This window comes from Enterococcus dispar ATCC 51266, assembly GCF_000406945.1.
Classification (GTDB): domain Bacteria; phylum Bacillota; class Bacilli; order Lactobacillales; family Enterococcaceae; genus Enterococcus_C; species Enterococcus_C dispar.
Window position 1 is genome coordinate 2,337,601 of sequence record NZ_KE136354.1, and the last position, 23,229, is coordinate 2,360,829.

Annotated in this window: 23 protein-coding genes; 16 read left to right on the forward strand and 7 right to left on the reverse strand. The window is 37.2% G+C overall.

What is annotated here, in order from left to right; translation table 11 throughout:
• Window positions 1–67: 67 nt before the first annotated feature.
• The 3 genes from RK01_RS10975 to RK01_RS10985 all read left to right on the forward strand — a co-directional run bounded on the left by RK01_RS10975 (window position 68) and on the right by RK01_RS10985 (window position 2,798).
• Window positions 68–595: a GNAT family N-acetyltransferase gene (locus RK01_RS10975; RefSeq protein ID WP_016173348.1), complete on the forward strand. Its 528-nt coding sequence runs from the start codon at window positions 68–70 to the stop codon at window positions 593–595.
• Window positions 596–693: 98 nt separating this feature from the next.
• A complete protein-coding gene (locus tag RK01_RS10980; RefSeq protein WP_016173349.1) occupies window positions 694–2,013 on the forward strand; it encodes a putative DNA modification/repair radical SAM protein in 1,320 nt (439 codons plus the stop codon).
• Window positions 2,014–2,045: 32 nt separating this feature from the next.
• Window positions 2,046–2,798: a TIGR03915 family putative DNA repair protein gene (locus RK01_RS10985; RefSeq protein ID WP_016173350.1), complete on the forward strand. Its 753-nt coding sequence runs from the start codon at window positions 2,046–2,048 to the stop codon at window positions 2,796–2,798.
• Between the two features lie 290 nt (window positions 2,799–3,088).
• Here RK01_RS10985 and argH read toward each other — a convergent pair whose 3' ends face one another.
• Together argH and RK01_RS10995 are read right to left on the reverse strand one after the other, a co-directional pair.
• Window positions 3,089–4,480, reverse strand: coding sequence for an argininosuccinate lyase (argH, locus tag RK01_RS10990; protein ID WP_016173351.1), 1,392 nt, complete (start codon window positions 4,478–4,480; stop codon window positions 3,089–3,091).
• A gap of 189 nt (window positions 4,481–4,669) precedes the next feature.
• Window positions 4,670–5,884 carry an argininosuccinate synthase gene (locus RK01_RS10995; RefSeq protein ID WP_016173352.1) on the reverse strand — a complete coding sequence of 405 codons (1,215 nt, stop codon included), beginning with the start codon at window positions 5,882–5,884 and terminating at the stop codon, window positions 4,670–4,672.
• Between the two features lie 232 nt (window positions 5,885–6,116).
• Between RK01_RS10995 and RK01_RS14020 the strand changes: the two genes are divergently transcribed.
• From RK01_RS14020 to rpsI, 3 genes are all read left to right on the forward strand, one after another.
• Window positions 6,117–6,239 carry a hypothetical protein gene (locus tag RK01_RS14020; protein ID WP_262929461.1) on the forward strand — a complete coding sequence of 41 codons (123 nt, stop codon included), beginning with the start codon at window positions 6,117–6,119 and terminating at the stop codon, window positions 6,237–6,239.
• Window positions 6,240–6,346: 107 nt separating this feature from the next.
• Window positions 6,347–6,793, forward strand: coding sequence for a 50S ribosomal protein L13 (gene rplM, locus RK01_RS11000; protein ID WP_308618381.1), 447 nt, complete (start codon window positions 6,347–6,349; stop codon window positions 6,791–6,793).
• Between the two features lie 15 nt (window positions 6,794–6,808).
• Window positions 6,809–7,201, forward strand: a complete 393-nt coding sequence (rpsI, locus tag RK01_RS11005) for a 30S ribosomal protein S9 (RefSeq protein WP_016173354.1) — start codon at window positions 6,809–6,811, stop codon at window positions 7,199–7,201.
• Window positions 7,202–7,292: 91 nt separating this feature from the next.
• On the opposite strand, the gene RK01_RS11010 is transcribed toward rpsI, so the two are convergent.
• Both RK01_RS11010 and RK01_RS11015 read right to left on the reverse strand, forming a co-directional pair.
• Window positions 7,293–8,480 (reverse strand): tyrosine-type recombinase/integrase, encoded by a 1,188-nt coding sequence (locus tag RK01_RS11010; protein WP_016173355.1) that lies wholly within the window; start codon window positions 8,478–8,480, stop codon window positions 7,293–7,295.
• 47 nt (window positions 8,481–8,527) lie between these two features.
• Entirely contained in the window at window positions 8,528–8,818 is a 291-nt protein-coding gene (locus RK01_RS11015; protein ID WP_003128904.1) for a helix-turn-helix domain-containing protein, read from the reverse strand.
• 218 nt (window positions 8,819–9,036) lie between these two features.
• Between RK01_RS11015 and RK01_RS11020 the strand changes: the two genes are divergently transcribed.
• From RK01_RS11020 to RK01_RS11065, 10 genes are all read left to right on the forward strand, one after another.
• Window positions 9,037–9,861: a helix-turn-helix domain-containing protein gene (locus RK01_RS11020; protein WP_016173356.1), complete on the forward strand. Its 825-nt coding sequence runs from the start codon at window positions 9,037–9,039 to the stop codon at window positions 9,859–9,861.
• A gap of 187 nt (window positions 9,862–10,048) precedes the next feature.
• Window positions 10,049–10,396, forward strand: a complete 348-nt coding sequence (locus RK01_RS11025; protein ID WP_016173357.1) for an ArsR/SmtB family transcription factor — start codon at window positions 10,049–10,051, stop codon at window positions 10,394–10,396.
• Entirely contained in the window at window positions 10,374–10,748 is a 375-nt protein-coding gene (arsD, locus tag RK01_RS11030; RefSeq protein WP_029487385.1) for an arsenite efflux transporter metallochaperone ArsD, read from the forward strand. The genes RK01_RS11025 and arsD overlap by 23 nt, the downstream gene beginning before the upstream one ends.
• Window positions 10,749–10,782: 34 nt before the next feature.
• Window positions 10,783–12,510: an arsenical pump-driving ATPase gene (gene arsA / locus RK01_RS11035; RefSeq protein WP_016173359.1), complete on the forward strand. Its 1,728-nt coding sequence runs from the start codon at window positions 10,783–10,785 to the stop codon at window positions 12,508–12,510.
• 91 nt (window positions 12,511–12,601) lie between these two features.
• Window positions 12,602–13,660, forward strand: a complete 1,059-nt coding sequence (arsB, locus tag RK01_RS11040; RefSeq protein ID WP_016173360.1) for an ACR3 family arsenite efflux transporter — start codon at window positions 12,602–12,604, stop codon at window positions 13,658–13,660.
• 10 nt (window positions 13,661–13,670) lie between these two features.
• Window positions 13,671–14,756, forward strand: coding sequence for an ACR3 family arsenite efflux transporter (gene arsB, locus RK01_RS11045; protein ID WP_016173361.1), 1,086 nt, complete (start codon window positions 13,671–13,673; stop codon window positions 14,754–14,756).
• A gap of 14 nt (window positions 14,757–14,770) precedes the next feature.
• Entirely contained in the window at window positions 14,771–16,432 is a 1,662-nt protein-coding gene (locus RK01_RS11050; protein WP_029487387.1) for an FAD-dependent oxidoreductase, read from the forward strand.
• Window positions 16,433–16,726: 294 nt separating this feature from the next.
• Window positions 16,727–17,662 (forward strand): ABC transporter ATP-binding protein, encoded by a 936-nt coding sequence (locus RK01_RS11055; protein WP_016173364.1) that lies wholly within the window; start codon window positions 16,727–16,729, stop codon window positions 17,660–17,662.
• Window positions 17,655–18,425, forward strand: a complete 771-nt coding sequence (locus RK01_RS11060) for an ABC transporter permease (protein ID WP_016173365.1) — start codon at window positions 17,655–17,657, stop codon at window positions 18,423–18,425. The genes RK01_RS11055 and RK01_RS11060 overlap by 8 nt, the downstream gene beginning before the upstream one ends.
• Window positions 18,426–18,764: 339 nt before the next feature.
• A complete protein-coding gene (locus RK01_RS11065) occupies window positions 18,765–19,832 on the forward strand; it encodes a Fic family protein (protein ID WP_172843735.1) in 1,068 nt (355 codons plus the stop codon).
• Window positions 19,833–20,543: 711 nt separating this feature from the next.
• Here RK01_RS11065 and RK01_RS11070 read toward each other — a convergent pair.
• From RK01_RS11070 to RK01_RS11080, 3 genes are all read right to left on the reverse strand, one after another.
• Window positions 20,544–21,839: a site-specific integrase gene (locus RK01_RS11070; RefSeq protein ID WP_016173367.1), complete on the reverse strand. Its 1,296-nt coding sequence runs from the start codon at window positions 21,837–21,839 to the stop codon at window positions 20,544–20,546.
• 65 nt (window positions 21,840–21,904) lie between these two features.
• A complete protein-coding gene (locus RK01_RS11075) occupies window positions 21,905–22,180 on the reverse strand; it encodes a helix-turn-helix transcriptional regulator (protein ID WP_016173368.1) in 276 nt (91 codons plus the stop codon).
• Between the two features lie 39 nt (window positions 22,181–22,219).
• Window positions 22,220–23,065 carry a rolling circle replication-associated protein gene (locus RK01_RS11080; RefSeq protein ID WP_016173369.1) on the reverse strand — a complete coding sequence of 282 codons (846 nt, stop codon included), beginning with the start codon at window positions 23,063–23,065 and terminating at the stop codon, window positions 22,220–22,222.
• Window positions 23,066–23,229: the final 164 nt, after the last annotated feature.

The window sequence follows — 23,229 nt, forward strand, 5'->3', positions numbered from 1 at the left end:
TAAAGAGTATGACGTGGTATAGTGGATTTAATAATAATTAAGGGATAAAAATGAAGAAGGTGAGTAGATGGGAGTAAAAACACATTTAGCAACAACTAAGGAAAAAGAGGCAGTGGTGGCATTTTTTGACAAAGTGATGGCTCAAATCGATTATCCAGTAGTCAGTTGGGTACCGGCGATTTATCCGTTAGTAACCGACTTAACGAAAGCTTTAGCAAACGAGGAACTTTATCTGGCAACTATAGCGGACGAGATTGTTGGAAGCGTTATTTTTAATCACACTCATGAAGCGGAATATAGTGAAATCGCTTGGGAAAATCGCACACTTTCAGATACTGCGTTTTTAGTGATTCACACGCTGCTAGCCGATTGTGATTACAAAGGACAAGGGGTTGGCAAAAGCTTACTTGCTTGTGCCAAAGAAGTTGCTTTAGCCAAACAATGTCAGGCGATTCGCTTAGATGTTTTTGCGGATAATCTTCCGGCTAAAAGCCTATACGAAAAATGTGGTTATCAGTGGCGGGAAAGAAAAGAATTACGTTCGTTTGATGATCGTGGTACAGATACATGTGATTTGTACGAACTGACTCTATAAGGGACAGGTTAAATTTGCAGCAGACGTCTTTTGACAGGCGTCTTTTTTCTTGTTAAAATACAAACATACGTTCGGTTTATAGAAGGGAGGAATTTACAATGGATTTGACGAAGAAAATTGGAACTTTGGCTGATGCCGCCAAGTATGATGTTTCGTGTTCCAGTAGTGGAGTCAGTGATACGAACCGTAGTGGCACGATTGGGAGCACGGCAGCTGCGGGTATTTGCCATTCTTTTACTGCTGACGGCCGTTGTGTTTCATTATTAAAAGTCTTATTTAGTAATGCCTGTATTTTTGACTGTCATTATTGTGTCAACCGGCGTTCCAATTTACGACCTCGGGCGACATTTAAACCGGCAGAACTGGCAAATTTAGTGATGGATTTTTATTTGCGCAATTATATTGAAGGCTTGTTTTTAAGTTCAGCGATTGTGAAATCACCCGATTATACTTGTGAGCTGATGATTAAAACATTGGAAATTTTACGTTTTGAAAAAGGGTTCCGCGGTTATATTCACGTCAAAGCCATTCCGGGAGCCGATAGTTTGTTAATTGAACGTTTGGGTTATTTGGCTGATCGGATGAGTGTCAATGTGGAATTACCTTCAAAAGACAGCTTGCAGCTTTTGGCACCGGATAAAGATCCTTATGAACTTTATAAACCGATGAAACAAATTGCGCTAAAAAAAGAACAAGACAGCTTATTGCCCGCTGTCAGACAAAAGGCGACACCTTTTGTACCTGCCGGCCAGTCTACGCAGATGATTATTGGTGCCAGTCCTGAAACCGATCGGGCAATTGTCAAAATTTCCGGAAATTTATATCAAAAATATCAATTAAAACGTGTCTATTACTCGGCATATATTCCCATGAATCAAGATTCCTTGTTGCCGGCAGTAACAGAAAAGCCGCCGCTATTGCGGGAACATCGTTTGTATCAGGCCGACTGGTTGATGCGTTTTTATAACTTTACCCCCGATGAAATTTTAAAAAAGGAACAGCCTAATTTTAATTTGTATTTAGATCCCAAAGCCAATTGGGCGATTCAAAATTTGGAGCGTTTTCCAGTCGATGTACAAAGTGCCAATTTAGATACTTTGTTGCGGGTGCCAGGAATTGGGCCCAAAAGTGCGCGCAATATTTTACGGGCGCGCAAATATTATCATTTGCATTTAAGCGATTTGAAAAAACTAGGGGTCGTGGTTAAACGCGCGCAATATTTTGTTACCTGTAATGGTGAAAAAGTAGCGGGACTTGTGCAAGATCCCCAGTGGATTATTGAAGCCTTAATTTCAAAGCGCCAGTTTAATCAACTAAAGGCCCTTAATACCCAAAGTTTTGGTGAGCAGATGAGCTTATTTGATGTCGAACGTTTTGAACGCCAAAAAGGCGAGCAAAAACAGTTTGCCCTGCAATAATCAGTTTAAGCAGCAGAAAGAAGGAATTGAAGATGGTGTGGATGAAAGAAACCATCGATATTTTAGAATATGACGGTACATTGGCAGGCTTTTATACGGTGATTGATTTATCATTTCGCCGGCATCAGTTTCCGGCGGTGGTGTTAAACCCCGTGACAACAGAAAATAATTTATTTCCTCCTGAATGGATTAAAACCGATGAAAAAAAAGCGGCAAAAATTGGGCGCCGTTTGCGGGAAGTTTTGACGCCCAATAATTATGTTTTTTTACACGATGGTTTTAATACCAGTCTAGAAAACAAGGAAACGTATTTGTTGCACGCTTTGCATATTGCCCTTGATACCAAAGATCATCTGCAAAATTTTATCGGAAAACCTGAAATTTTAGCTTTAGATACCGCCATTCGGGCATTATATGGAGAAGCGCATCAATATAAAGGCTTTGTCCGTTTTGAATATGTAGAAGATGTGCTGTTTGCCACAATTACCCCCAAACACTATTGTCTACCTTATATCTGTCCCCATTTTGCCAAACGCTATCCAAAGGAAAAAGTGATGATTTATGATGAAACGCATCAATTACTTGCTTGCATGGAAAATGGTGGCTACCGTTTATTGGAAAATATTACGCTGCCTGAAGATCAGTTTTTACAAGGTAATGATATTGTTGGGGCACAGTGGAGGGCTTTTTTAGAAGGCGTAACCATTAAAGAACGCATTAATCCAGAAGCCCAACGCAATCATTTACCATTACGCTTTCGCTCCCAAATGACCGAGTTTCAGTAAATAGCGAACTCGGAAAGCAAAATCTCCCCGGTGACAGCTAAGGATCAAGCCTGAACGGACAATTTAGTCATTTGCAGCAAAAAACTACCTATAATAATAGAAGCTTTTTGCTCTTGCTAAAAGCGGCGGCCGGTAGCGTTTAGATGCTAAAAATTTTTCTTCTATTATATATAGGTAGTCTGGAAACGGGATAAATTTTTGCTGTAGCAAGTGACAAACTGGTGTAACAAACCATAGTGATACTTAATTTGCTGAATTTTAACAGGCATCTTTTAAGCGGAAATTCCTTACTATTGGGTCTCTTTTTCTTTTTGCAGTTGCACTTGGGCGGCTTTTACTTGCTTTTCTACTTGTGAAAAACCAGTGCCACCATAGGAATGACGATTTTTAACAGCATTGTAAGAAGACAGTTTTTCGTAGATGTCAGGGCCAATCACGTCTTGAATTTGTTGGTACTCAGAAAGAGAGACATCTTGTAAATAAATCCCTCGTTTCAAACAAGACAATACCAGTTTTCCGACGATTTCATGGGCTTCTCTAAAGGGAACACCGTGGCTGGCTAGGTAATCCGCGAGTTCTGTCGCGTTAGAAAAATCAGATTCGGTGGCTTTAGCCATCTGTTCTTTATTGACTTTCATGGTGTCAATCATGCCGGCCATAATATCCAAACTCGTCAAAATCGTTTCAGCAGTATCAAACATGCCTTCTTTATCTTCTTGAAAATCTTTGTTGTAGGCTAATGGCAAACCTTTCATCACTGTTAATAGACCAAATAAGTTGCCATAGACCCGTCCTGTTTTACCGCGAATCAGTTCAGCCATATCAGGATTTTTCTTTTGAGGCATAATCGAGCTGCCGGTGGAAAAACTGTCCGTTAATTCGACAAACTGAAATTCATGGGAACACCATAAAATCAGCTCCTCACAAAAACGGGACAAATGCATCATTAAAATGGCGCTATTGCTTAAAAATTCCAAAATAAAATCACGGTCACTAACGGCATCCAAACTATTGTTATAAACTTGGCTAAAACCTAATTTTTCCGCTGTAAAAAAACGGTCGATGGGAAAAGTAGTGCCTGCCAACGCTGCACTACCTAAAGGCATTACGTCAATGCGTTGCAAATTTTCTATAAAACGCGTCTGATCTCTGGTAAGCATTTCGTAATACGCCAGTAAATGATGGGCAAAAGAAAGTGGCTGGGCATGTTGCATATGGGTATAGCCGGGCATAATAGTGTGCACATTTTCGCTGGCTTTTTCCACTAAGACATCCCGAAAATGCTGTATTTTTGGAATGAGTTGAGATACGGTATCTTTTAAATACAAATGCATATCCGTTGCCACTTGGTCGTTACGACTGCGGGCGGTATGGAGCTTTCCGGCGACTGGCCCAACTTCTGCTGCCAAATAGGTTTCCAAATTCATATGAATATCTTCATTTTCAATCGTAAATTCTAAATTCCCCTGCGCTAGTTTTTCTTGTAAACTGTTTAAACCCGCGCTGATTTTGTCAGCTTCAGCTGCTGTAATAATACCAGTGTGGGCTAACATGCTCACATGGGCCAAACTCCCTTTAATGTCTTGTGCCGCCATTTTTTGATCAAAGGAAATGGATGCGCCAAAAGCGTCAATCCAACTTTCATTTTGACCATCAAAACGACCACCCCATAATTTTGCCATTTTTCCACCTCGTTTGTTGTAAAAAAAGCTGTGACATAAGTTGTGATCAAACTTTAAAGTTCTCATTTTTTGTAAAAAAGAACGTTCACTAATTTAAAATTCTTAACTTAGCAATTCAAAGTGTGTGTTCAACTTATGCCACAGTCCTATTTTGTTTGATGATAGATAAAATAAAGTTCCTGTTTTTCTTTATTTTACCCAATTTTCTACTTGAAGTTGTGTTTGCACTTCAGCGTGAACTTTACTTGGTAGGCCCCATAGTTTAATGAAGCCAACTGCTGCATCTTGATCAAAGGTATCAGCAGAAGTGTAAGTAGCCAAGTTTTCAGAATACAAACTATTTTCTGATTTACGCCCTTCGACAATTACGTTTCCTTTAAATAATTTCACGCGAACGATGCCATTAACATATTTTTGCGTTTCTTTTAAAAAGGCAATTAAGGCATCCGTTAAAGGATTGAACCAAAGTGCGTTATAGATGATGTTGCTTAATTGTTGTTCAATCAGCGGTTTAAAATGCGCGACTTCTCGCACAAAAGTCAAATCTTCCAACTCTTTGTGTGCAGTCATCAATGTCACTGCACCAGGACACTCATAGACTTCACGGGATTTAATCCCGACTAAACGATTTTCCACATGATCGATGCGGCCGATGCCGTGTTTGCCGGCTAATAAATTTAATTCCATAATAATATCGGCAAAATTATACGTTTCACCATTTAACGCCACCGGAACACCTTTTGAAAAAGTGATTTCCACAATATCTGGCGTATCAGGTGTTTCTTCTAGTTCTGCCGTAATTTCGTAAGCTCCTTTAGGCGGTGTCGCCCACGGATCTTCCAAAATGCCGCATTCACAGGCGCGCCCCCAAATATTTTGATCAATGGAATAGGGATTATCCAAATTGGCGGGGATTGGGACACCTTTTTCAGCCGCATAGGCAATTTCTTCTTCACGGGACCATTTCCACTCACGGACAGGTGCAATCACTTTTAATTCTGGCGCTAAAGAATTGATAGCAACCTCAAAACGCACTTGGTCATTTCCTTTACCAGTACAACCATGTGCAACCGTTGTAGCGCCAGTTGATCGGGCTAGTTCAACTAATTTTTTCGCAATTAACGGTCGGGATAGAGCTGATACTAAAGGATAAGACTGTTCGTAAAAAGTGTGGCCTTGTAAAGCGATTAAGGCATACTCATTGGCAAACTCGTCTTTGGCATCAATGGCATAAGAAGCAACAGCGCCTACTTGCAATGCTTTTTCCTTAATAAACGCCGTATCTTTACCTTCTCCAATATCTAAACAACACGCGATGACATCGTAACCTTCATCGGTCAACCACTTAATGGATACGGAGGTATCTAGTCCTCCTGAATATGCTAAGACAACCTTCTCTTTCATTGTAATACGCCCTTTCTGTTGTGCTTTTTAATGTGAGTAAAAATGTGTTGACGCTATCGTATCAAATTGAAAATTAAAAAGCAAGGCAAAGTATAAATATTTATACAAAAATATTTCAAAAAAACGTAAATTATACAAAAATAAGGGTTTTATAAAATTATTTTTGTATAAATCTGTGGATTAGAATAGTGAAAAGTAGAAATGGATTTTCTGAAAATAAGAGAAGTGGAGTGTGTTAAAGATTATTTTTGAAATAGATAAAAATGACAGAAGTGGATTTTTACTAATAGTAGAAAAAATGGAGACTCAAAAAGAAAGTTTAAAAATAGTTGGAAAAGCCGCGACTTTTGATTGACTTTGCGCCATTTTACCGTTATTATGTTAAATGGTATTGTTTACCCCACAAAGAGCCCCGGAAACTCAAGTGATTGTAAACATTCGAAATTGAAATTGGAGGAAAAAATCTTGCGTACAACATATATGGCCAAACCAGGCGAAGTAGAACGTAAATGGTATGTAGTAGACGCTACTGATGTTCCAATGGGACGCCTTTCAGCAGTCGTAGCTTCAATCTTACGCGGTAAAAACAAACCAACTTTCACCCCCCATGTGGATACAGGTGATTTTGTAATCGTCATTAACGCTGACAAAGTGAAATTAACAGGTAAAAAAGCAACTGATAAAATTTACTACCGTCACTCAAATCATCCTGGCGGCTTGAAACAAGTTTCAGCTGGTGAATTGCGTGCTAAAAATTCTCGTCGTTTGATCGAAACTTCTGTAAAAGGCATGTTACCTAAAAACACTTTAGGTCGTGCTCAAGGCATGAAATTGCATGTTTACGGTGGTGCTGAACATCCACACGCAGCGCAACAACCAGAAGTATTAGACATTACAAACTTAATTTAATAGGAGGGAATTTCATTGGCACAAGCTCAATATAGCGGCACAGGCCGTCGTAAAAATGCAGTAGCTCGCGTACGTTTGGTACCAGGTACTGGTAAAATTACTATCAACAAAAAAGACATTGAAGAATATATCCCACATGCTGATTTACGTTTAGTTATCAACCAACCATTTGGTGTAACTGAAACAAATGGCGCTTACGATGTAATGGTAAACGTAAACGGTGGGGGCTACGCTGGACAAGCTGGCGCAATCCGCCACGGCATTTCACGTGCATTATTAGAAGTTGATCCTGACTTCCGTCTTGCATTAAAACGTGCTGGTTTATTAACACGTGACGCTCGTATGGTTGAACGTAAAAAACCAGGTCTTAAGAAAGCCCGTAAAGCTTCTCAATTCTCTAAACGTTAATCGTTGTTATACCAACGATTTCAAGCACTTTCCATTCAGTTGGAAGGTGCTTTTTTTATTTTGGTTACGAGTTTGGTTACGACTATTTTTTTCAACTTGTTTTTTGCCGGTAATCCTCCAAGTGCTTGACGGTTTCTTTCTGAACTTCTGGATTTACATGCCCGTAAACATTTCGTGTAATCTCTGACGTTTCCGCATGACCGACTAGAGATTTTACGATTAAATCATCCACACCATTGTTTAAAAGGTCACTGACAAAAGTATGTCGTAAGCCGTGGGGTGTTATTTTTGGAAGGTCAAATTTCTTTGAAAGGGCATCAAGTTTATTGTTAAGGTAGTCTGGATGCAAAGGTTGATTCAGTTCTCCCTTTTGAGTTGTATAAGTGAAGATAAATTGATCATCGGTTGGAAAAATATTGACTTGTTGAAGTTCATTAAATTGAACCGTTTTCCATTTTGCCAATAGATTAATAACGGAATCTGCTACTGGAATCGTTCGAAATCGATAGGAGTTTTTCATCCCTTTTACACGTTCGTATTTTCCGGTAGCTTTATTTTTCACCAATTTATGCATGAGGGAAATCGTCTTGTTTTTGAAATCAATATCTGACCAGACCAAGGGATAAATTTCTCCTTTGGCTGCCCCTAATTGATAAATCAAAGAAAGTAACGTATAGTCTCGCACCCCATATTCTTGCTTCATCAAAGTTAACGCTTGTTGGATGAGTTCCTTAGAATAGTACTTTTGCTGACGTTTTTTTTCCTTTTTGTTCTTTAGGTCTGCATTTACAGGCATCTCCAACAAATCATAGGGATTCTTTTGGATATAACCTTTCACTAGGGCATAGCGTAATACTTGTTTGGTGTAGGAGACACAGTGTTTATAGTTAGCATAAGGTTTAATGCCTTTTTCCTCATTGCCAAATGCCCACAAAATTTGGGTATCTTCTAATAGGTCATAGGTAATCTTATTAATCGGAACATCCCCTAAGTAAGGAAGAATTCTCTTCTCAAAGCAAGTCTTAGTTCGATCCAAAGTAGACTGCTCATGATGTTGTGTAACGGTGTATTTCTTATCCCACCACATTTGGTAAACCTCTTTGAATGTATAAGAACCTTTCTTCTTTTTCACTTCTCCTTTCAATTTTTTTAGTTTTGCTTCTGTTTCTAAAATCTCTGCTTCATGTTTGCTGTCCGCATAAGCCACATATCGAGAAGCATCCGCCCCCATATAAACATTGACTTTATACGAGCCATTTTCCATTAGACTAATTGCCATTTCTATCTTCCTTTCAAAAATGGCATATCAGTATCACTACACACTCATCATACAGCGCCTTGCTGTGCTTTGGAATACTCCCTTAGCCATTTATCTATCTCTTCTCGCTGGAATCGTACAACACCCCAAAGATGTATCATGGGAAGTCCTGCATCAATCCATTTATCAAGCGTGTTGTTGGCGATACCTAAATACTCACAAGTCTCTTTTTTTGATAAATAGCGATTCTCTAAATGTACGGCTATTCGTGCGTTTCTCACTTCATCTACCATTAAGGTATACATATATTCTCTTAAACTCGTCTCTTGATCAGGCGAAAGTGTAATTTCAACTGCCATTGATTGATCTACCTCCGATCTAGAAGTGAAAAGAAGAAAGGTGCTATTCAGTTTTCAAAGGGCATTTCAAAAGTACTTATAAAAGTACTTTTGTTTATCGTACACCCAATTCGATAGAATGTCAATAAAATAAAGTTCGAAAATAAGTACTTTTGTATTTCGATTATTAAGAAGGTTTGATATGATTAAACTAGAAAAATATCGGAGTGATGAGGACTATGAAAGTTGATCAACAAAGAGTAGCAAAAAAAATCCGTGAAATAAGGACGGATTTAGGCTACAGTATGGCTCAGTTTGGTGAGCTAATCAGTAATTCTCCCAAAACCACAGTTAATAATTGGGAGCGAGGAATTAATCTGCCCAAAGAAGATAAACTAAAAAAAATCGCCTTATTGGGTAAGACGACGGTAGAAGAGCTATTGTATGGGACGTCAGAGGAAGTACTAACAAATTTATTGAAGGACCATTTTCAGTTACAAGTGAATCCAGCATTTCTACAACAAATGTTGGTATTCTTGAAACAGCAAAAAGTGGATGTCTATGATGAAATGACGATTATGGAGTTTCTGCAAGGAATTATGGATTCCGGTATGTTAGTGGAGAGAAATGATCCGTATCTAACGTATTCCAAAGTTGAAGGAACAGATTCTCTTTATACGGCGGCCGCGGCTAATGACCCATTGGATCCATCACCACGTTATTATGCCTATGTAGACGTTAAGAACAACCGAGTTCATTTGTTGCCTTATACATTTGCGAAGCGACAAAAATATCTATACCATAATTTTCCGGATTTAAGGAATCAAATTGAAATTGATTATTTTACACGAGCTTTTCCAATGCTAGGCGTAGACTTAACTAAGTCTAGAATTATTTACTATGGCTTTGAACGTGCGCAGGAAAAATTGAATATTGTTGAGTATAGTTATAACAGCCAGTCAAAACGATTTGAAGTTAAGAACGAAGATACTACGAATTTTATATACAAGGCTTTTAAATCTGAGGCAAGTAGAATGCAAATTTATTTTTTAAAATTGAAATAGTGCGGTTGATACGTATAATTACTTGATAAATACCATCTATTACTTTTTGGGTGATAGGTAGTATTTACATTTTTGCAGTAAAGGTTTCAAAGTAAAGTAAGAAATAAAAAGACAGAAGCGATTGACAATATATAGATGTTCATCTATATTATTCATAGACATCCATCTATGTAAAGGAGTAGAAGATATGAATTATGATGAAATATCGATAATGCTTAAGGCTCTTGCTGATCCAAAACGTTTAAAAATCATTGATATATTGTCTTGCGGTAGTTTGTGTGCCTGCGATATCTTAGATCACTTTGACTTCACTCAGCCAACTCTTTCACATCATATGAAAGTATTAGAAAAGGCTGGGATTGTCACAGTGACTAAGGATAAAATATGGCATCATTATCAATTAACGGAAAGCTTCGCCGATCAATTTATGGGTTCAATGATGCAATTGTTTTCTGATAAAGATGATTGCATTTGTAATAAACTAAATTGTAATTGTAAAGGGGAAAAAAATGATGAAAAAATTGGAGCTATTTGAACCAGCAATGTGTTGTTCAACAGGAGTCTGCGGTCCATCAGTTGATGAAGAATTACTAATGGTAACCTCAGTATTTGAAAATTTCGAAGGACTGGATTCAATTGACGCTTCTCGTCACAATTTAACCAGTGATCCAGATGCTTTTGTCAAAAATCCAACAATCTTGAAGTTGCTTCAAGAAAATGGTAATGATATTTTGCCGATAACCTTATTAGATGGAAAAATTGTCAAAGAAGGTTCTTATCCAACCTTAGAGGAATTCGGAAAGTATGGAGAGGTTCGCTTTGTAGTTCAATCAGCTAGTTCTGGTAGCTGCTGTGGAGGGAATAATGGGAGCGAAGGCTGTTGTTAATAGACCTCTTTAAAAGGGAAAGGGAGGAGATACAATGCTTCAATATATACCAAAAAAGATAGAATTAACTAAATATCTGTTTTTCACAGGTAAAGGTGGGGTTGGGAAAACGACTACGGCTTGTGCCACGGCGACATCTTTAGCGGAAGACGGCAACCAGGTTATGCTAGTCAGCACAGACCCGGCTTCAAACCTGCAAGATGTTTTCCAAACAAAATTAACAAATAAACCGACTACGGTTGACGGAATTAGCCATTTGAAAGTTGCAAATTTTGATCCAATCACAGCGGCAGAAGAATACAAAGAGAGTATTGTCGGTCCTTATCGGGGAATCTTACCAGATAGTGCACTAGTTAATATGGAAGAACAATTATCAGGCTCTTGTACAGTAGAGATTGCTGCTTTTAACGAGTTTGCGAACTTTTTAACTGATAAAGAAGTTGCAGAGCAATTTGATTATGTAATTTTTGACACCGCCCCCACTGGGCATACGCTAAGAATGCTACAATTACCTTCTGCTTGGAATAATTATCTGGATGAAAATACAACTGGAGTTTCTTGCTTGGGACAATTATCCGGATTGGGTGATAAAAAAGAGATATATGAAAAAGCAGTGGAGACACTTACAGATGCAACCCAAACATCTTTAATTTTAGTGACCAGACCGCAAAAAGCACCACTAATTGAAGCTGAACGTGCTTCCGAGGAACTATTGAAATTAGGGATTAAGAATCAATTACTAGTGGTTAACGGATTATTGAATAATCCTGATGATGTGATTTCTCAGGTAATCTACGGTGAACAACAAAGTGATCTAGAAGAAATGCCAAAGCCTTTGAGCAAATTAGAAAAGTACTATATTCCACTTCGCCCATATAACGTTGCAGGAATAGATAAGCTTCAAATTTTATTGAGTAATCAACAGCCAGCTGTTCACCAACATGAACAGGAACCGATTGAGTTTCCAACGTTAGATTTTATTGTGAGTGAGTTTATTCGAACGAATAAAAAGATTATTTTTACGATGGGAAAAGGTGGCGTTGGCAAGACAACTGTTGCTATTCAAATCGCAGAAAAATTGGCACAATCAGGTAAAAAAGTTCGTTTAGCGACAACGGATCCTGCCGATCATCTAAATCTTTTTATTTCGAATGAGTTGCCAATTTCAATCAGCCATATCGATGAAGAACAGGAACTAGAATCTTACAAAAAAGAGGTTCTTTCAAAAGCTCGTCTGACGATGAATGCGGATGATGTCGCTTATGTCGAAGAAGACCTTCGTTCACCTTGCACGCAAGAAATTGCAGTATTTAGAGCATTTGCGGAAATTGTAGATAAGTCAGAAAATGAAATTGTGGTAATAGATACCGCTCCAACAGGACACACATTGCTTCTTTTGGATTCCACGCAAAGCTATGCCAAAGAAGTTGAAAGAAGTTCTGGCGAAGTGCCATTGTCGATTCAAAAGCTATTACCAAGATTACAAAATAGCAATGAAACGGAAGTATTGATGGTTACTCTGCCTGAAACAACGCCAGTGTACGAATCGATGCGTTTAGATGAAGATTTGAATCGTGCAAAGATTGCTCATACTTGGTGGCTAATCAATCAAAGTATGTATGCTACCGATACGTCCAATGAAGTATTAAAGGCGCGCGCTACAAATGAAATTGAGTGGATCAATAAAGTAAAAGATCTTTCAGATGGGCATTTTGCGGTAACAGAGTGGGTTCCTAACTTTGACGCAAAATTAGTTCATTAATTTTTTGACCTATATATAGATAACAATCTATATATAGGTTCATCTATTCGTTTGAGGAAAATAAATTTTTTATTCTGCTGGAGATGGAAAAATGAATCAAGTAACTAAGAAATTGTCTTTACTAGATCGATATTTGACATTATGGATTTTTATTGCAATGGCAATTGGTATAGGAATGGGGTATTTTTTTCCCAATATTCCTAAAGTAATAAATCATTTAGAAGTTGGGACGACTTCGATTCCAATTGCAATAGGTTTAATTTTGATGATGTACCCACCACTTACAAAAGTAAAATATGAAGAAATGTGGCGTGTTTTTAAGGATTGGAAGGTACTCTTACTTTCACTAGTTCAAAATTGGATTGTCGGTCCAATTATTATGTTTGTTTTAGCAGTAGTCTTTTTGCACAACTATCCAAGTTATATGGTTGGGTTAATTATGATTGGGCTTGCTCGATGTATTGCTATGGTAATCGTCTGGAGTGAGCTTGCCCAAGGAGACAACGAGTATACAGCTGGATTAGTAGCATTTAATTCTATTTTTCAAATTGTATTTTACTCATTATTTGCATATATCTTTGTCACAGTATTACCGAACTGGCTTGGTTTAGAGACACATACGATTAATATTACAATGGGAGAAATTGCCAAAAGCGTTTTTATTTATCTGGGAATCCCATTTATTGCAGGTTTTAGTTCAAGATTTATTTTGATCAAAATGAAAGGGAAAAAATGGTTTGAAACTAAGTTTATCCCTAAAATAAGCCCAATAACTTTGGTTGCATTACTATTTACAATTATCGTAATGTTTTCCGTAAAGGGTGAAAAAGTGATTGAGTTGCCATTAGATGTAGTTCGAATTGCTATCCCACTACTATTCTATTTTGTAATTATGTTTTTTGTATCATTTTTACTCTCAAAAAAAATGGGCACAAGTTATCCAATCGCGGCATCGTTATCTTTTACGGCTGCAAGTAATAATTTTGAACTAGCGATAGCCGTAGCAGTAGGTGTATTTGGGATCAATTCGGGTGAAGCATTTGCGGCGGTTATTGGCCCCTTGGTCGAAGTTCCAGTTTTAATTGCTTTAGTGAATGTTGCTTTAAAATTTAAACAAAAATATTTTTCGAAAGAAGGCGCAAGCCATTAGGAGGAAATAAATGAGTTCAGAGAATGAAAAACAAGGATTAGGTATTTTTGAAAAATATCTGACGTTATGGGTAATTGTGTGTATGGTTATTGGGGTGCTAATTGGAAAATTTTTGCCGAGCGTTCCTGACACCTTAAGTAAGTTTGAATATTATCAGGTATCAATACCTACAGCAATTTTGATATGGTTAATGATTTATCCAATGATGTTGAAGATTGATTTCACTAGTATTGTTAGTGCAGCCAAAAAGCCTAAAGGATTAGTTGTTACCTGCGTGACAAACTGGTTAATCAAACCTTTTACAATGTATGCTATATCCGCTTTTTTCTTCTATGTGATTTTTAAGAATCTTATACCTATAGAATTAGCAAAAGAGTACGTTGCTGGTGCTGTTATATTAGGTGCTGCACCTTGTACAGCTATGGTATTTGTATGGAGTTATCTAACGAAAGGTGACGCAGCATACACTCTGGTACAAGTAGCGATCAATGATTTAATTATTTTGATTCTATTCGCACCCATTGTAGCGTTTCTACTTGGTGTGGACAATGTTGTTGTTCCAATGGGAACATTGCTATTATCTACAGTTCTTTTTGTAGTAGTGCCACTACTTCTAGGTTTCGTTACTAGAGTAATGATAATAAAAAATAAAGGTAAGTACTATTTCGAAGATGTCTTTTTAAAGAAATTTGACTCTGTTACAATCATTGGATTATTGCTAACGTTGATTATTATTTTTTCTTTTCAAGGTGAAAAAATATTAGCCAATCCAATTCATATTTTATTAATTGCAATTCCACTAACCATTCAAACGCTACTAATTTTTACTATTGCCTATGGGTGGTCAAGGTTTTGGAAGTTGCCTCATGAGATTGCCTCACCAGCTGGAATGATTGGTGCGAGCAATTTCTTTGAACTAGCGGTTGCTGTTGCGATTTCACTTTTCGGCCTACAGTCTGGCGCGACTTTAGCAACAGTTGTAGGAGTGTTAGTTGAGGTACCGATCATGTTGCTATTAGTAAAGATTTCCAACAATACTAAGTCATGGTTTGTTAAGTCAGGTGATACTAACCAAATTGAAAATCTATATGAGTAGTTGGGGTGCATAGTATGAAAATAATAATCATCGGGTCTGTTGCAGCAGGAACAAGTGTTGCTGCAAAAGCGAGAAGGAACACAGAAGAAGCGGAAATCATTCTATATGATAAAGATATCGACATCTCATATTCTGTTTGTGGAATTCCATATGCTGTTGGAGGAGAAGTTGAAAAATTCGATGAATTGACTCCACGGAATGCTGAGTGGTTCAAAAAGAGATACAACGTAGATATTCATACTTCGCATGAAGTACAACGTATTGACCATAAAAAGAAACGTATTTACGGACTAAATTTGATTACTAGAAAGTCGTTTTCAGATGATTATGATGCATTAGTATTTGCAACAGGTTCAATTTACAATACACCGGCTATATTCTCTAATAGACAATTTGAAAATGTATTTCAAATCAAAAATGTTTCCAGTGGTAAAAATATTCACAACTTTATTAAGACTAATAAAGTAGAAAAAGCTGTTATTGTAGGTGCTGGATATATTGGGTTAGAGATGGCTGAACAATTACAGAGACAAGGAATAGCTGTTTCGTTACTGCAACGAGGCAACCATCCAATGTCTCATTTAGATTGGGATATGGCTATAAGAATAGAGAACGAAGTAGCAAAACAACAGATTGATTTTAGGCCAAAAGAAACGGTTGTTGAATTAGTAGGTGAAGAACAACTAACTGCTGTTAAGACTTCAAAAGGGAATGAATTATCAGCCGATTTATTTGTATTGGCAACAGGAGTAAGGCCAAATACAGAATTGGCTCAAACCATAGGAATAGAGTTGGGCAAAACGGGAGCAATTAAAGTAGACAATAGAATGGAAACCAATTTGAAAAATGTCTATGCAGTAGGGGATGTAGCAGAAAGCTACAATCGCATTACTCAACAACCAATCTATCGTCCCTTGGCTTCGACTGCGAACAAGATGGGTAGAATTGCTGGTGACACAATTACTGGTGGCTCTTTACGATTTAAAGGAATATTAGGAACCGGTATTTTGCGCTTTTTTGATTTAGCCATTGCACAAACGGGTCTTACTGAAAAGGAAGCTCTTAAAGAAGGATTAGAAGTTGCCGTTTTATACAATATAAAACCAAATAAACCTGATTACATGGATGGCAAAGAAATGGTCATCAAAGCAATAGCAGATAAAAGCAGCGGTAGAGTTCTGGGTGCCCAAATTATCGGTTATGACGGAGTAGATAAAAGAATCGACGTGCTTGCTACGGCTATTTCCTTTGGAGCATTGGCGGAAGAACTGTTTGATTTAGATTTAGCTTATGCACCACCATTTTCAACAACCAAGGATCCCGTTCATTATACTGGAATGGCCTTAGATAACGCGGTGAAGAGAAGAGCGCCTTTGATGTCCCCGATTGAGTTAATTGAACGACAACACAGAAAAGAAAAGTTACAGATAATTGATACAAGATCCAAAAAGCAATTCGAAAAATCAAAGGTTAAAGGAGCTATTCATATTCCATTATCTGATTTGAGGACACGCTACGATGAGTTAGACAAGAATGTTTTGACAATTACGTACTGTAATAAAGGTGTTACCGGGAATGCTGCACAAAATATACTGTTAAACGAAGGATTCAAACACGTGTACAATCTTTCCGGAGGAAACAAAAATTATCAAGAAATTTATGAGAATATTGATTAAATAGTAAATTGCTGAGGTAATATAATTTATGTCTGAAGAAAAGAGAGCCGTTGCTAGATTATTTGGGATGTCACTGGCATTTATTCTAGCTAAATTACTAAATTATCCAATTAGTATTGGAATATTTATCAACTTTATTACGTTAATTTTGGTATTCTATTTATTGGCCAAAAGGAAAGAAAGACAAAGTAAGAAAAAATAAGGTCATGTGGTCAATTGACCACATGCCTTTTTACAGTATAAAAGTTAGAGCGACTTCTAATTTAAGAATTGTTTTACGAAAGGAAAAAGTATATGGAATATGCACTTGAAATAACGAATTTAAAAAAAATCTATGGAACAGGTGTTGAGGCATTACGTGGAATTGATCTCCAGGTTGAAGAGGGTGATTTCTATGCCCTTTTAGGGCCCAATGGTGCTGGGAAGTCGACAACCATTGGTATTATTACTTCTCTTGTCAATAAAACATCTGGAATGGTAAAAGTTTTCGACTACGATCTTGATAAAGACTTAGAAAGAGCAAAGCAGCAAATTGGTCTTGTACCACAAGAATTCAACTTCAATCCATTTGAGACTGTTCAACAAATTGTAGTGAATCAGGCAGGTTATTATGGTGTTCCGAGAAAAGAAGCATTGAAGCGCAGTGAGAAGTATTTGAAGCAATCAAATTTATGGGAAAAACGTAACGAACGTGCTCGGATGCTCTCTGGCGGGATGAAGCGCCGGCTGATGATCGCTCGAGCACTAATGCACGAACCAAAGCTATTAATTTTGGATGAACCAACCGCTGGGGTGGATATTGAACTGAGACGTGAAATGTGGTCCTTCTTAAAAGAATTAAACGAAAATGGAACCACTATTATCTTGACCACTCATTATTTGGAAGAAGCTGAAATGCTTTGTCGACACATAGGGATCATTCAATCAGGAGAATTGATTGAAAATACTAGTATGAAAGAACTTCTATCCAAATTACAATTTGAAACATTTATTTTAGATCTAGCACCTCATGATGCAGTTCCTAAGATAGAAGGATATACGTATTCTTTAGAAGACGATCTGACTTTATCAGTGGAAGTTGAACGAAATCAAGGAGTAAATGATATTTTTAATCAACTCAGTGATCAAGGGATGAAAGTTTTATCGATGCGGAATAAATCTAATCGTTTAGAAGAGTTATTTTTGAAAATCACCGAAGAAAAAAGATTTTTGGAGGAAACCAATGCGTGATATTTATCTTACTGCTTTAAAAAGTCTTGCTATTAAGGAAACTAACCGTTATCTACGTATTTGGGTACAAACTCTGGTGCCACCAGTTATAACGACATCGTTGTATTTTATCATTTTTGGGAAAATGATTGGTGGCCGAATTGGAGATATGGGTGGGTTCACTTATATGGAATTTATCGTACCCGGATTAATTATGATGTCAGCAATCACAAGCTCATACGCTAATGTATCTTCATCTTTTTTCTCTCAAAAGTTCCAAAAAAATATTGAAGAGCTATTAGTTGCTCCAGTACCAACACATATCATCATTTGGGGATTTGTTATTGGTGGGTTAGGACGAAGTATTCTCGTAGGATCACTTGTAACGATTATTTCCTTATTTTTTGTGCCACTTAATGTTCATTCATGGATTATTGTTATTCTCACGTTATTAATGACTGCAATATTATTTTCATTAGCTGGTTTGATAAACGGTGTTTTTGCTCAATCTTATGACGACGTATCGATCGTACCCACCTTCGTTTTACAGCCGTTAACTTATCTAGGAGGAGTATTTTATGCGATATCGATGTTGCCCCCATTCTGGCAAGGTGTTTCAAAAATAAATCCAATTGTTTATATGATCTCAGCGTTTAGATATGGATTTTTAGGAACAACCGATGTACCAATAGCTATGTCGATTACAATACTTATTTTATTTATTGTTGTTCTTTATTCTATTTGTTACTATTTAGTCGATACAGGTAGAGGGTTAAGAAGTTAATGCTTTTACAATGATATCCCATTTAAAAGCTACAAATTAACATCGAATAGTTGTTTTTTTGAAGATCAGTCACAACTGATAAAAGCAATATCAACATTTAGAGCTTTAATTGTAGCTCTTACGTAGAATTTACTCTTTTTCCTAAAAAATCTACCAGTTAAAAGAAATTGGATTATCGAAGCTCACTAAAACTTAGTTTATTTGAATTGAATTTGTGAAATACTTTTAGGGCTTTTTGTATTTGAATAGTAAAACTAATGTGATGATGAAATATAGTTTTCTCCGCCATTATTTGTTTTTCTCCGCCAAATAAGATAAAATGGCGGAGAAAAGAGGTGAATGGCGGTGAAAGAATTTGATTATCATGAGTTGAAAAAGCTCTCTCTTAGTCATGATTTGCTAAATATGCTGACCAAGATTCATGATTATAAGGGGAAACAAGAACTGTATATTGCCACAAAACCAGAGATTTTAGGCAAACTGACAGACTTGGCTTTGATTCAAAGTACAGAGGCTTCCAACAAAATTGAAGGAATTGCAACAACAGATGGCCGCTTGAAGCAAATCGTAGCGGAAAAAGTAAAACCTCGTAATCGGGATGAAGAAGAAATTGCCGGTTATCGAGATGTGTTGAAACTGATTCATGATAGTTACGAGTATATTCGCGTCGTGCCCAACGATATTTTAACGTTACACAAAAATCTATATAATTACTCGGCTAAAAGTTACAAAGGTAAGTTTAAAAGTGGCGATAATGTTATTACGGAAAAAGATTTAGATGGTAACGAGCGAGTTCGGTTTGTACCAGCGCCTGCATATTTGACACCTGATTTAATTGATGAGCTGTGCTACCAATACAATCAAGCCATTCAGAAGGCTGAGATTGATCCCTTACTGCTGATTCCTTGCTTTGTTTTAGACTTTCTCTCAATTCATCCATTTAGTGATGGAAATGGGCGGATGTCTCGTTTATTGACATTGCTGTTGCTGTACAAGTCGGGCTATTTAGTCGGCAAGTACATCAGTATTGAGATGCTGATTGAAGAATCGAAGCAAACTTACTATGAAGCGTTACAGGCGAGTTCTGTGGGATGGTTGGAAAATGAACAAGACTATACGCCGTTTGTTCGCTATCTTGTGGGAATCATTTTGCGAGCCTATGAAAACTTCTCAGAGCGTTTCGAGATTATTATCAATCAGGAGCTAACACCAGCAGAGCGGGTAGTAGAAGAACTAGAGAAGTCTTTTGAACCTCTAAGCAGAGCTGACATGGAGAACTTGTTGCCGGATATTAGCCAGCGAACGATAGAACGGGCCTTGGCTGGGCTACAAACAGAGAATAAGATTCAAAAAGTCGGGCAAGGCCGTTCGACTAAGTATCAGCTAATAAATGAATTCAAATCGTAATACGATTCACGGGCCATTAATAGAAGCACAAAATCGGTAGTTTAAAATTCAATGAGGCTAATTGAAACTTGCATAACTAAAAATATTAGCTCAATACACTATTTGAAACTCGCTAAAACCAGTGAAAACAAAGTGTGAACTTTTTTAAATTAGTTTACACTTGTCAATAAGTGCTTATTTCCTTGGTATAACAGTGTTTGTACGTAGTTTTTCGATTGTTTTTCGTGTTTTTGTACCCCCCTGTTAGATAGGGGGGGTGAAACAACACTCGCGGGCTAGCGCCCACTCGTGTTCAAGGCGAACTCTTTACGAAGGGGAATTCGCTTGAGGCGAACCCCTCCGCAAAGAGCGCCTAACATTTGGAGGATTTGTTCTTTTATCTTTGACTTTGCAACGTTAAAAAGACCACATGGGTTTACCATGCAGTTTCTTCAATGGAAAGATAAAAAAGAAGTGTAGTAGATACTGATATGCTCTGAATTTGTCGTAACCAAATTGTCTTACGTTCAAAATTGGTTACGAATCGTGGTTACGAGTGCCTAAAATCGACTGAAATCCAGTACAAATCTTGAGGCGAAAAATACTGATAAATCAGCATTTTTGATATTCATTGATTTAAAATAACACAGTTGAACTGCCAACCAGGTCTTAAAAAAGCTCGTAAAGCATCTCAATTTTCAAAACGTTAAAAACAGCTTCATATCAGTACTTTCAGGCGTTTCGCAATTTACTTTGCGAAGCGTCTTTTTTTGAGTTGACACCATTGTTGACACCATTCCGGTCTGACTCTTTTTGAGACAATTTACGATAGGCAATTTCACCAATGGGCATTTGAATGACGTTTGGTGTATTTACATAAGTTCTTGTGATATTGGTATCGCTGTGAGTCAAGGCTTCAGAAATTTGTTCCAGAGCGACACCAGCTTGTTTGGCTAAAGTTGCCCCAGTATGTCGTAACTTATGTGGGGTCGCATGGGTAAGGTGTTTATGTCGTCGCTCAATGGATTTCATACGGTAATTTAAATAATCTGTATGAAGTCTTTGATTGATATTCCCTTTATCATCAAAGAAGGTAAAGAGTAGCTGCTCTTCGGTTTGTTCGATTTCAAATTGAGCTAGTTCTTCTTTTTGTTGGACTTTCCACTGTTGAAGTAATTGCTTTAGTTCATTTGGAATATGGAAAATTGTCGTTTTATTCCCTTTGGTACTTTTTTCATTGCCGAACTTATCTAAGGCTTTACCAATCGTAATCTGGGAAGCAGTGAAATTCACATTCTTCCATTTGATGGCGTAAGTTTCTGATTTGCGATCAGATAAAAAGAAGGTAGTCAGAAATAATACATAGTCCTGTAAAGTTAGTTGTCCACTTTCATAATCGCTTTGGACGGCAGTTAGCCATTCTTGAAGTTGTTCAAAGGAGAGGTATAAATCTTCTTCTTTTTTAGCTTCTTGCAATTGGTTTTTCTTAGTAGCATTGATTCGTTTAAGCGATTTTTCTAGTTTATTCCGTTCGATGTATTCAAGCTCTTCCGCCCAATCGAAAATAGAATTAACGTAGCTACGTAGTATTTTGAAGTTTGCGTATTCGGCAGCCTTTTGTGTCATGATTTTTAGAACGAAAGCTTTATTTTGATTCAAATAGTTCAATGTGTATTTCCCAAACATTGGTAAGATGTGAAGTCGAAAAATATCTTTTGTATTCGCAATTGTCACAGGAGTAGGAGACTTCGTGTTTCGAGAAGTTAAACCAGCTGTATAAGCATCGATCCAGATATCTTCATAGAAAGCTTTGAACAGTGCTTCACCACCTAGTTCAAAAGCATTCTTTTCTTTGTTTTCCCGTAGCTCTTTAATCTTGGCATAAAAATCAATTTCTGCTGCTTTTGCCTCCTTTCTAGTTTTGAAAGTTTTGGAATAAAGTTTGTTTACGCCTATCATCTCTTGGATATCTTGTGGATAGTAAAGCCGTAAACGGTAAGTCTCATTTTCTGTTTTGCTAATTGCCATAGCATTTCCCTCCGAATTTGCGAGCCGAAATCAAATACTATATATGGAGTATAACGATGTCGGAATTATTTTGCTAGGCTTGCAAGCCATTGATCAATGGCGATACGGTCATATCTATTTGATCCGTGGATTTGAATAAGTGGTAAGCCATCTTTAATCCAGCCATCTAACGTATTATTGGAAACCTGTAGATAGTTACAAGTTTGCTTCTTATTCATATATCGGTGTTGTAGATTCTCTTGCGTTTTGATTTTTTCAATTTCTGATGTGATTAAATCAGATAGTTGAGTAGAAATGATACCCATCTGATCATCACTGAGTAAAATTTTCATTTCGGTCATATTCTCACTTCCTTTGAAATTTGCGTACGGAATAATGAATTATTTTTTTATCTTGGTATAGCGAACAATGCTTTCTTGAAAATCCATCACTTGTTCTGGAGTTCCGCTTTCGTTTATCGCACTGTAAAATATTGGACGTCTTACAAGATACTCAATGGTATAAAGTACGTCTTGATTTGTGATATCAAAAGGTTGATTCACGAGTTGTTTTGTGACGCTGGGCACTTTGAGGTTGCGCGATTTGAAGAATGCCTTCTTCTTATGCTCTTTCAAATCTAAGTCCTTATCGAAGTATTTACTAATATAGCGCCCACGATTTTCGATACTATCCACATCAATTTTGTTGATTTTGACAAATCCATGTCCCCAGATGGTAGTAAGACGATTGACGGAGATAAAAGGAAAGTCAAACAGGATAATGTGATAATGGATGGCACCTCGTTCTTGTTTTTCCCACGTGGCAAGGTATTTTAGATGTGCTTTTTTTGTGTGATAGAGTTCGTAGTTTAGTCGTTTGATAAATTTTTTAAATTCATTATTCGCATAGGCAATGTCTTGAATGTTTTCTCTGAAAGTGAGGGTTAAAAATTTCGTCTGATTGTCAAAGTTCATATCCACGAGTCGGGCAATTTCAAATCGCATATTTTGATAGTGTTTTTGTTTTCGTTTTAAGCTGTCGTATTGTCCTTGAGCAGATAATTCATCATAGTTTTTTCTCTTGTCAGTGATGGTGTTTTCTTCTTCATAAAGCCAAGCTAATTCTTTCTTTCGTTTTGGATTGGTTTTATTTTCGTCTGCTTTTTGTTTCGGAGTAATGATTGCTTCATAATCATAAATTTCAAGGTACGTGGGAGTTTCAATGATTTTCTGATTATAAGCCTTCAAAAATCATCACTCCTTGTTGTTTATTCAATTGTCAATGAGCCGTTTATTTTCTCTAGATGTTGTTCTATAAATCAAGTTAAGGGGAAGTCCTGCAAAGCAGTCCTTCCAGCCTATGTGTTTATTGGGCGGTCTTAACGGACAGAAGCGGCTCTATGGCGCTGCCT

Coding starts and splice junctions, on each gene's coding strand:
- RK01_RS10975 (WP_016173348.1), top strand. CDS start 68: ATGGGAGTAAAAACACATTTAGCAACAACTAAGGAAAAAGAGGCAGTG.
- RK01_RS10980 (WP_016173349.1), top strand. CDS start 694: ATGGATTTGACGAAGAAAATTGGAACTTTGGCTGATGCCGCCAAGTAT.
- RK01_RS10985 (WP_016173350.1), top strand. CDS start 2,046: ATGGTGTGGATGAAAGAAACCATCGATATTTTAGAATATGACGGTACA.
- argH (WP_016173351.1), bottom strand. CDS start 4,480: ATGGCAAAATTATGGGGTGGTCGTTTTGATGGTCAAAATGAAAGTTGG.
- RK01_RS10995 (WP_016173352.1), bottom strand. CDS start 5,884: ATGAAAGAGAAGGTTGTCTTAGCATATTCAGGAGGACTAGATACCTCC.
- RK01_RS11010 (WP_016173355.1), bottom strand. CDS start 8,480: ATGGCAATTAGTCTAATGGAAAATGGCTCGTATAAAGTCAATGTTTAT.
- RK01_RS11015 (WP_003128904.1), bottom strand. CDS start 8,818: ATGGCAGTTGAAATTACACTTTCGCCTGATCAAGAGACGAGTTTAAGA.
- RK01_RS11020 (WP_016173356.1), top strand. CDS start 9,037: ATGAAAGTTGATCAACAAAGAGTAGCAAAAAAAATCCGTGAAATAAGG.
- RK01_RS11025 (WP_016173357.1), top strand. CDS start 10,049: ATGAATTATGATGAAATATCGATAATGCTTAAGGCTCTTGCTGATCCA.
- arsD (WP_029487385.1), top strand. CDS start 10,374: ATGAAAAAATTGGAGCTATTTGAACCAGCAATGTGTTGTTCAACAGGA.
- arsA (WP_016173359.1), top strand. CDS start 10,783: ATGCTTCAATATATACCAAAAAAGATAGAATTAACTAAATATCTGTTT.
- arsB (WP_016173360.1), top strand. CDS start 12,602: ATGAATCAAGTAACTAAGAAATTGTCTTTACTAGATCGATATTTGACA.
- arsB (WP_016173361.1), top strand. CDS start 13,671: ATGAGTTCAGAGAATGAAAAACAAGGATTAGGTATTTTTGAAAAATAT.
- RK01_RS11050 (WP_029487387.1), top strand. CDS start 14,771: ATGAAAATAATAATCATCGGGTCTGTTGCAGCAGGAACAAGTGTTGCT.
- RK01_RS11055 (WP_016173364.1), top strand. CDS start 16,727: ATGGAATATGCACTTGAAATAACGAATTTAAAAAAAATCTATGGAACA.
- RK01_RS11060 (WP_016173365.1), top strand. CDS start 17,655: ATGCGTGATATTTATCTTACTGCTTTAAAAAGTCTTGCTATTAAGGAA.
- RK01_RS11065 (WP_172843735.1), top strand. CDS start 18,765: ATGGCGGTGAAAGAATTTGATTATCATGAGTTGAAAAAGCTCTCTCTT.
- RK01_RS11070 (WP_016173367.1), bottom strand. CDS start 21,839: ATGGCAATTAGCAAAACAGAAAATGAGACTTACCGTTTACGGCTTTAC.
- RK01_RS11075 (WP_016173368.1), bottom strand. CDS start 22,180: ATGACCGAAATGAAAATTTTACTCAGTGATGATCAGATGGGTATCATT.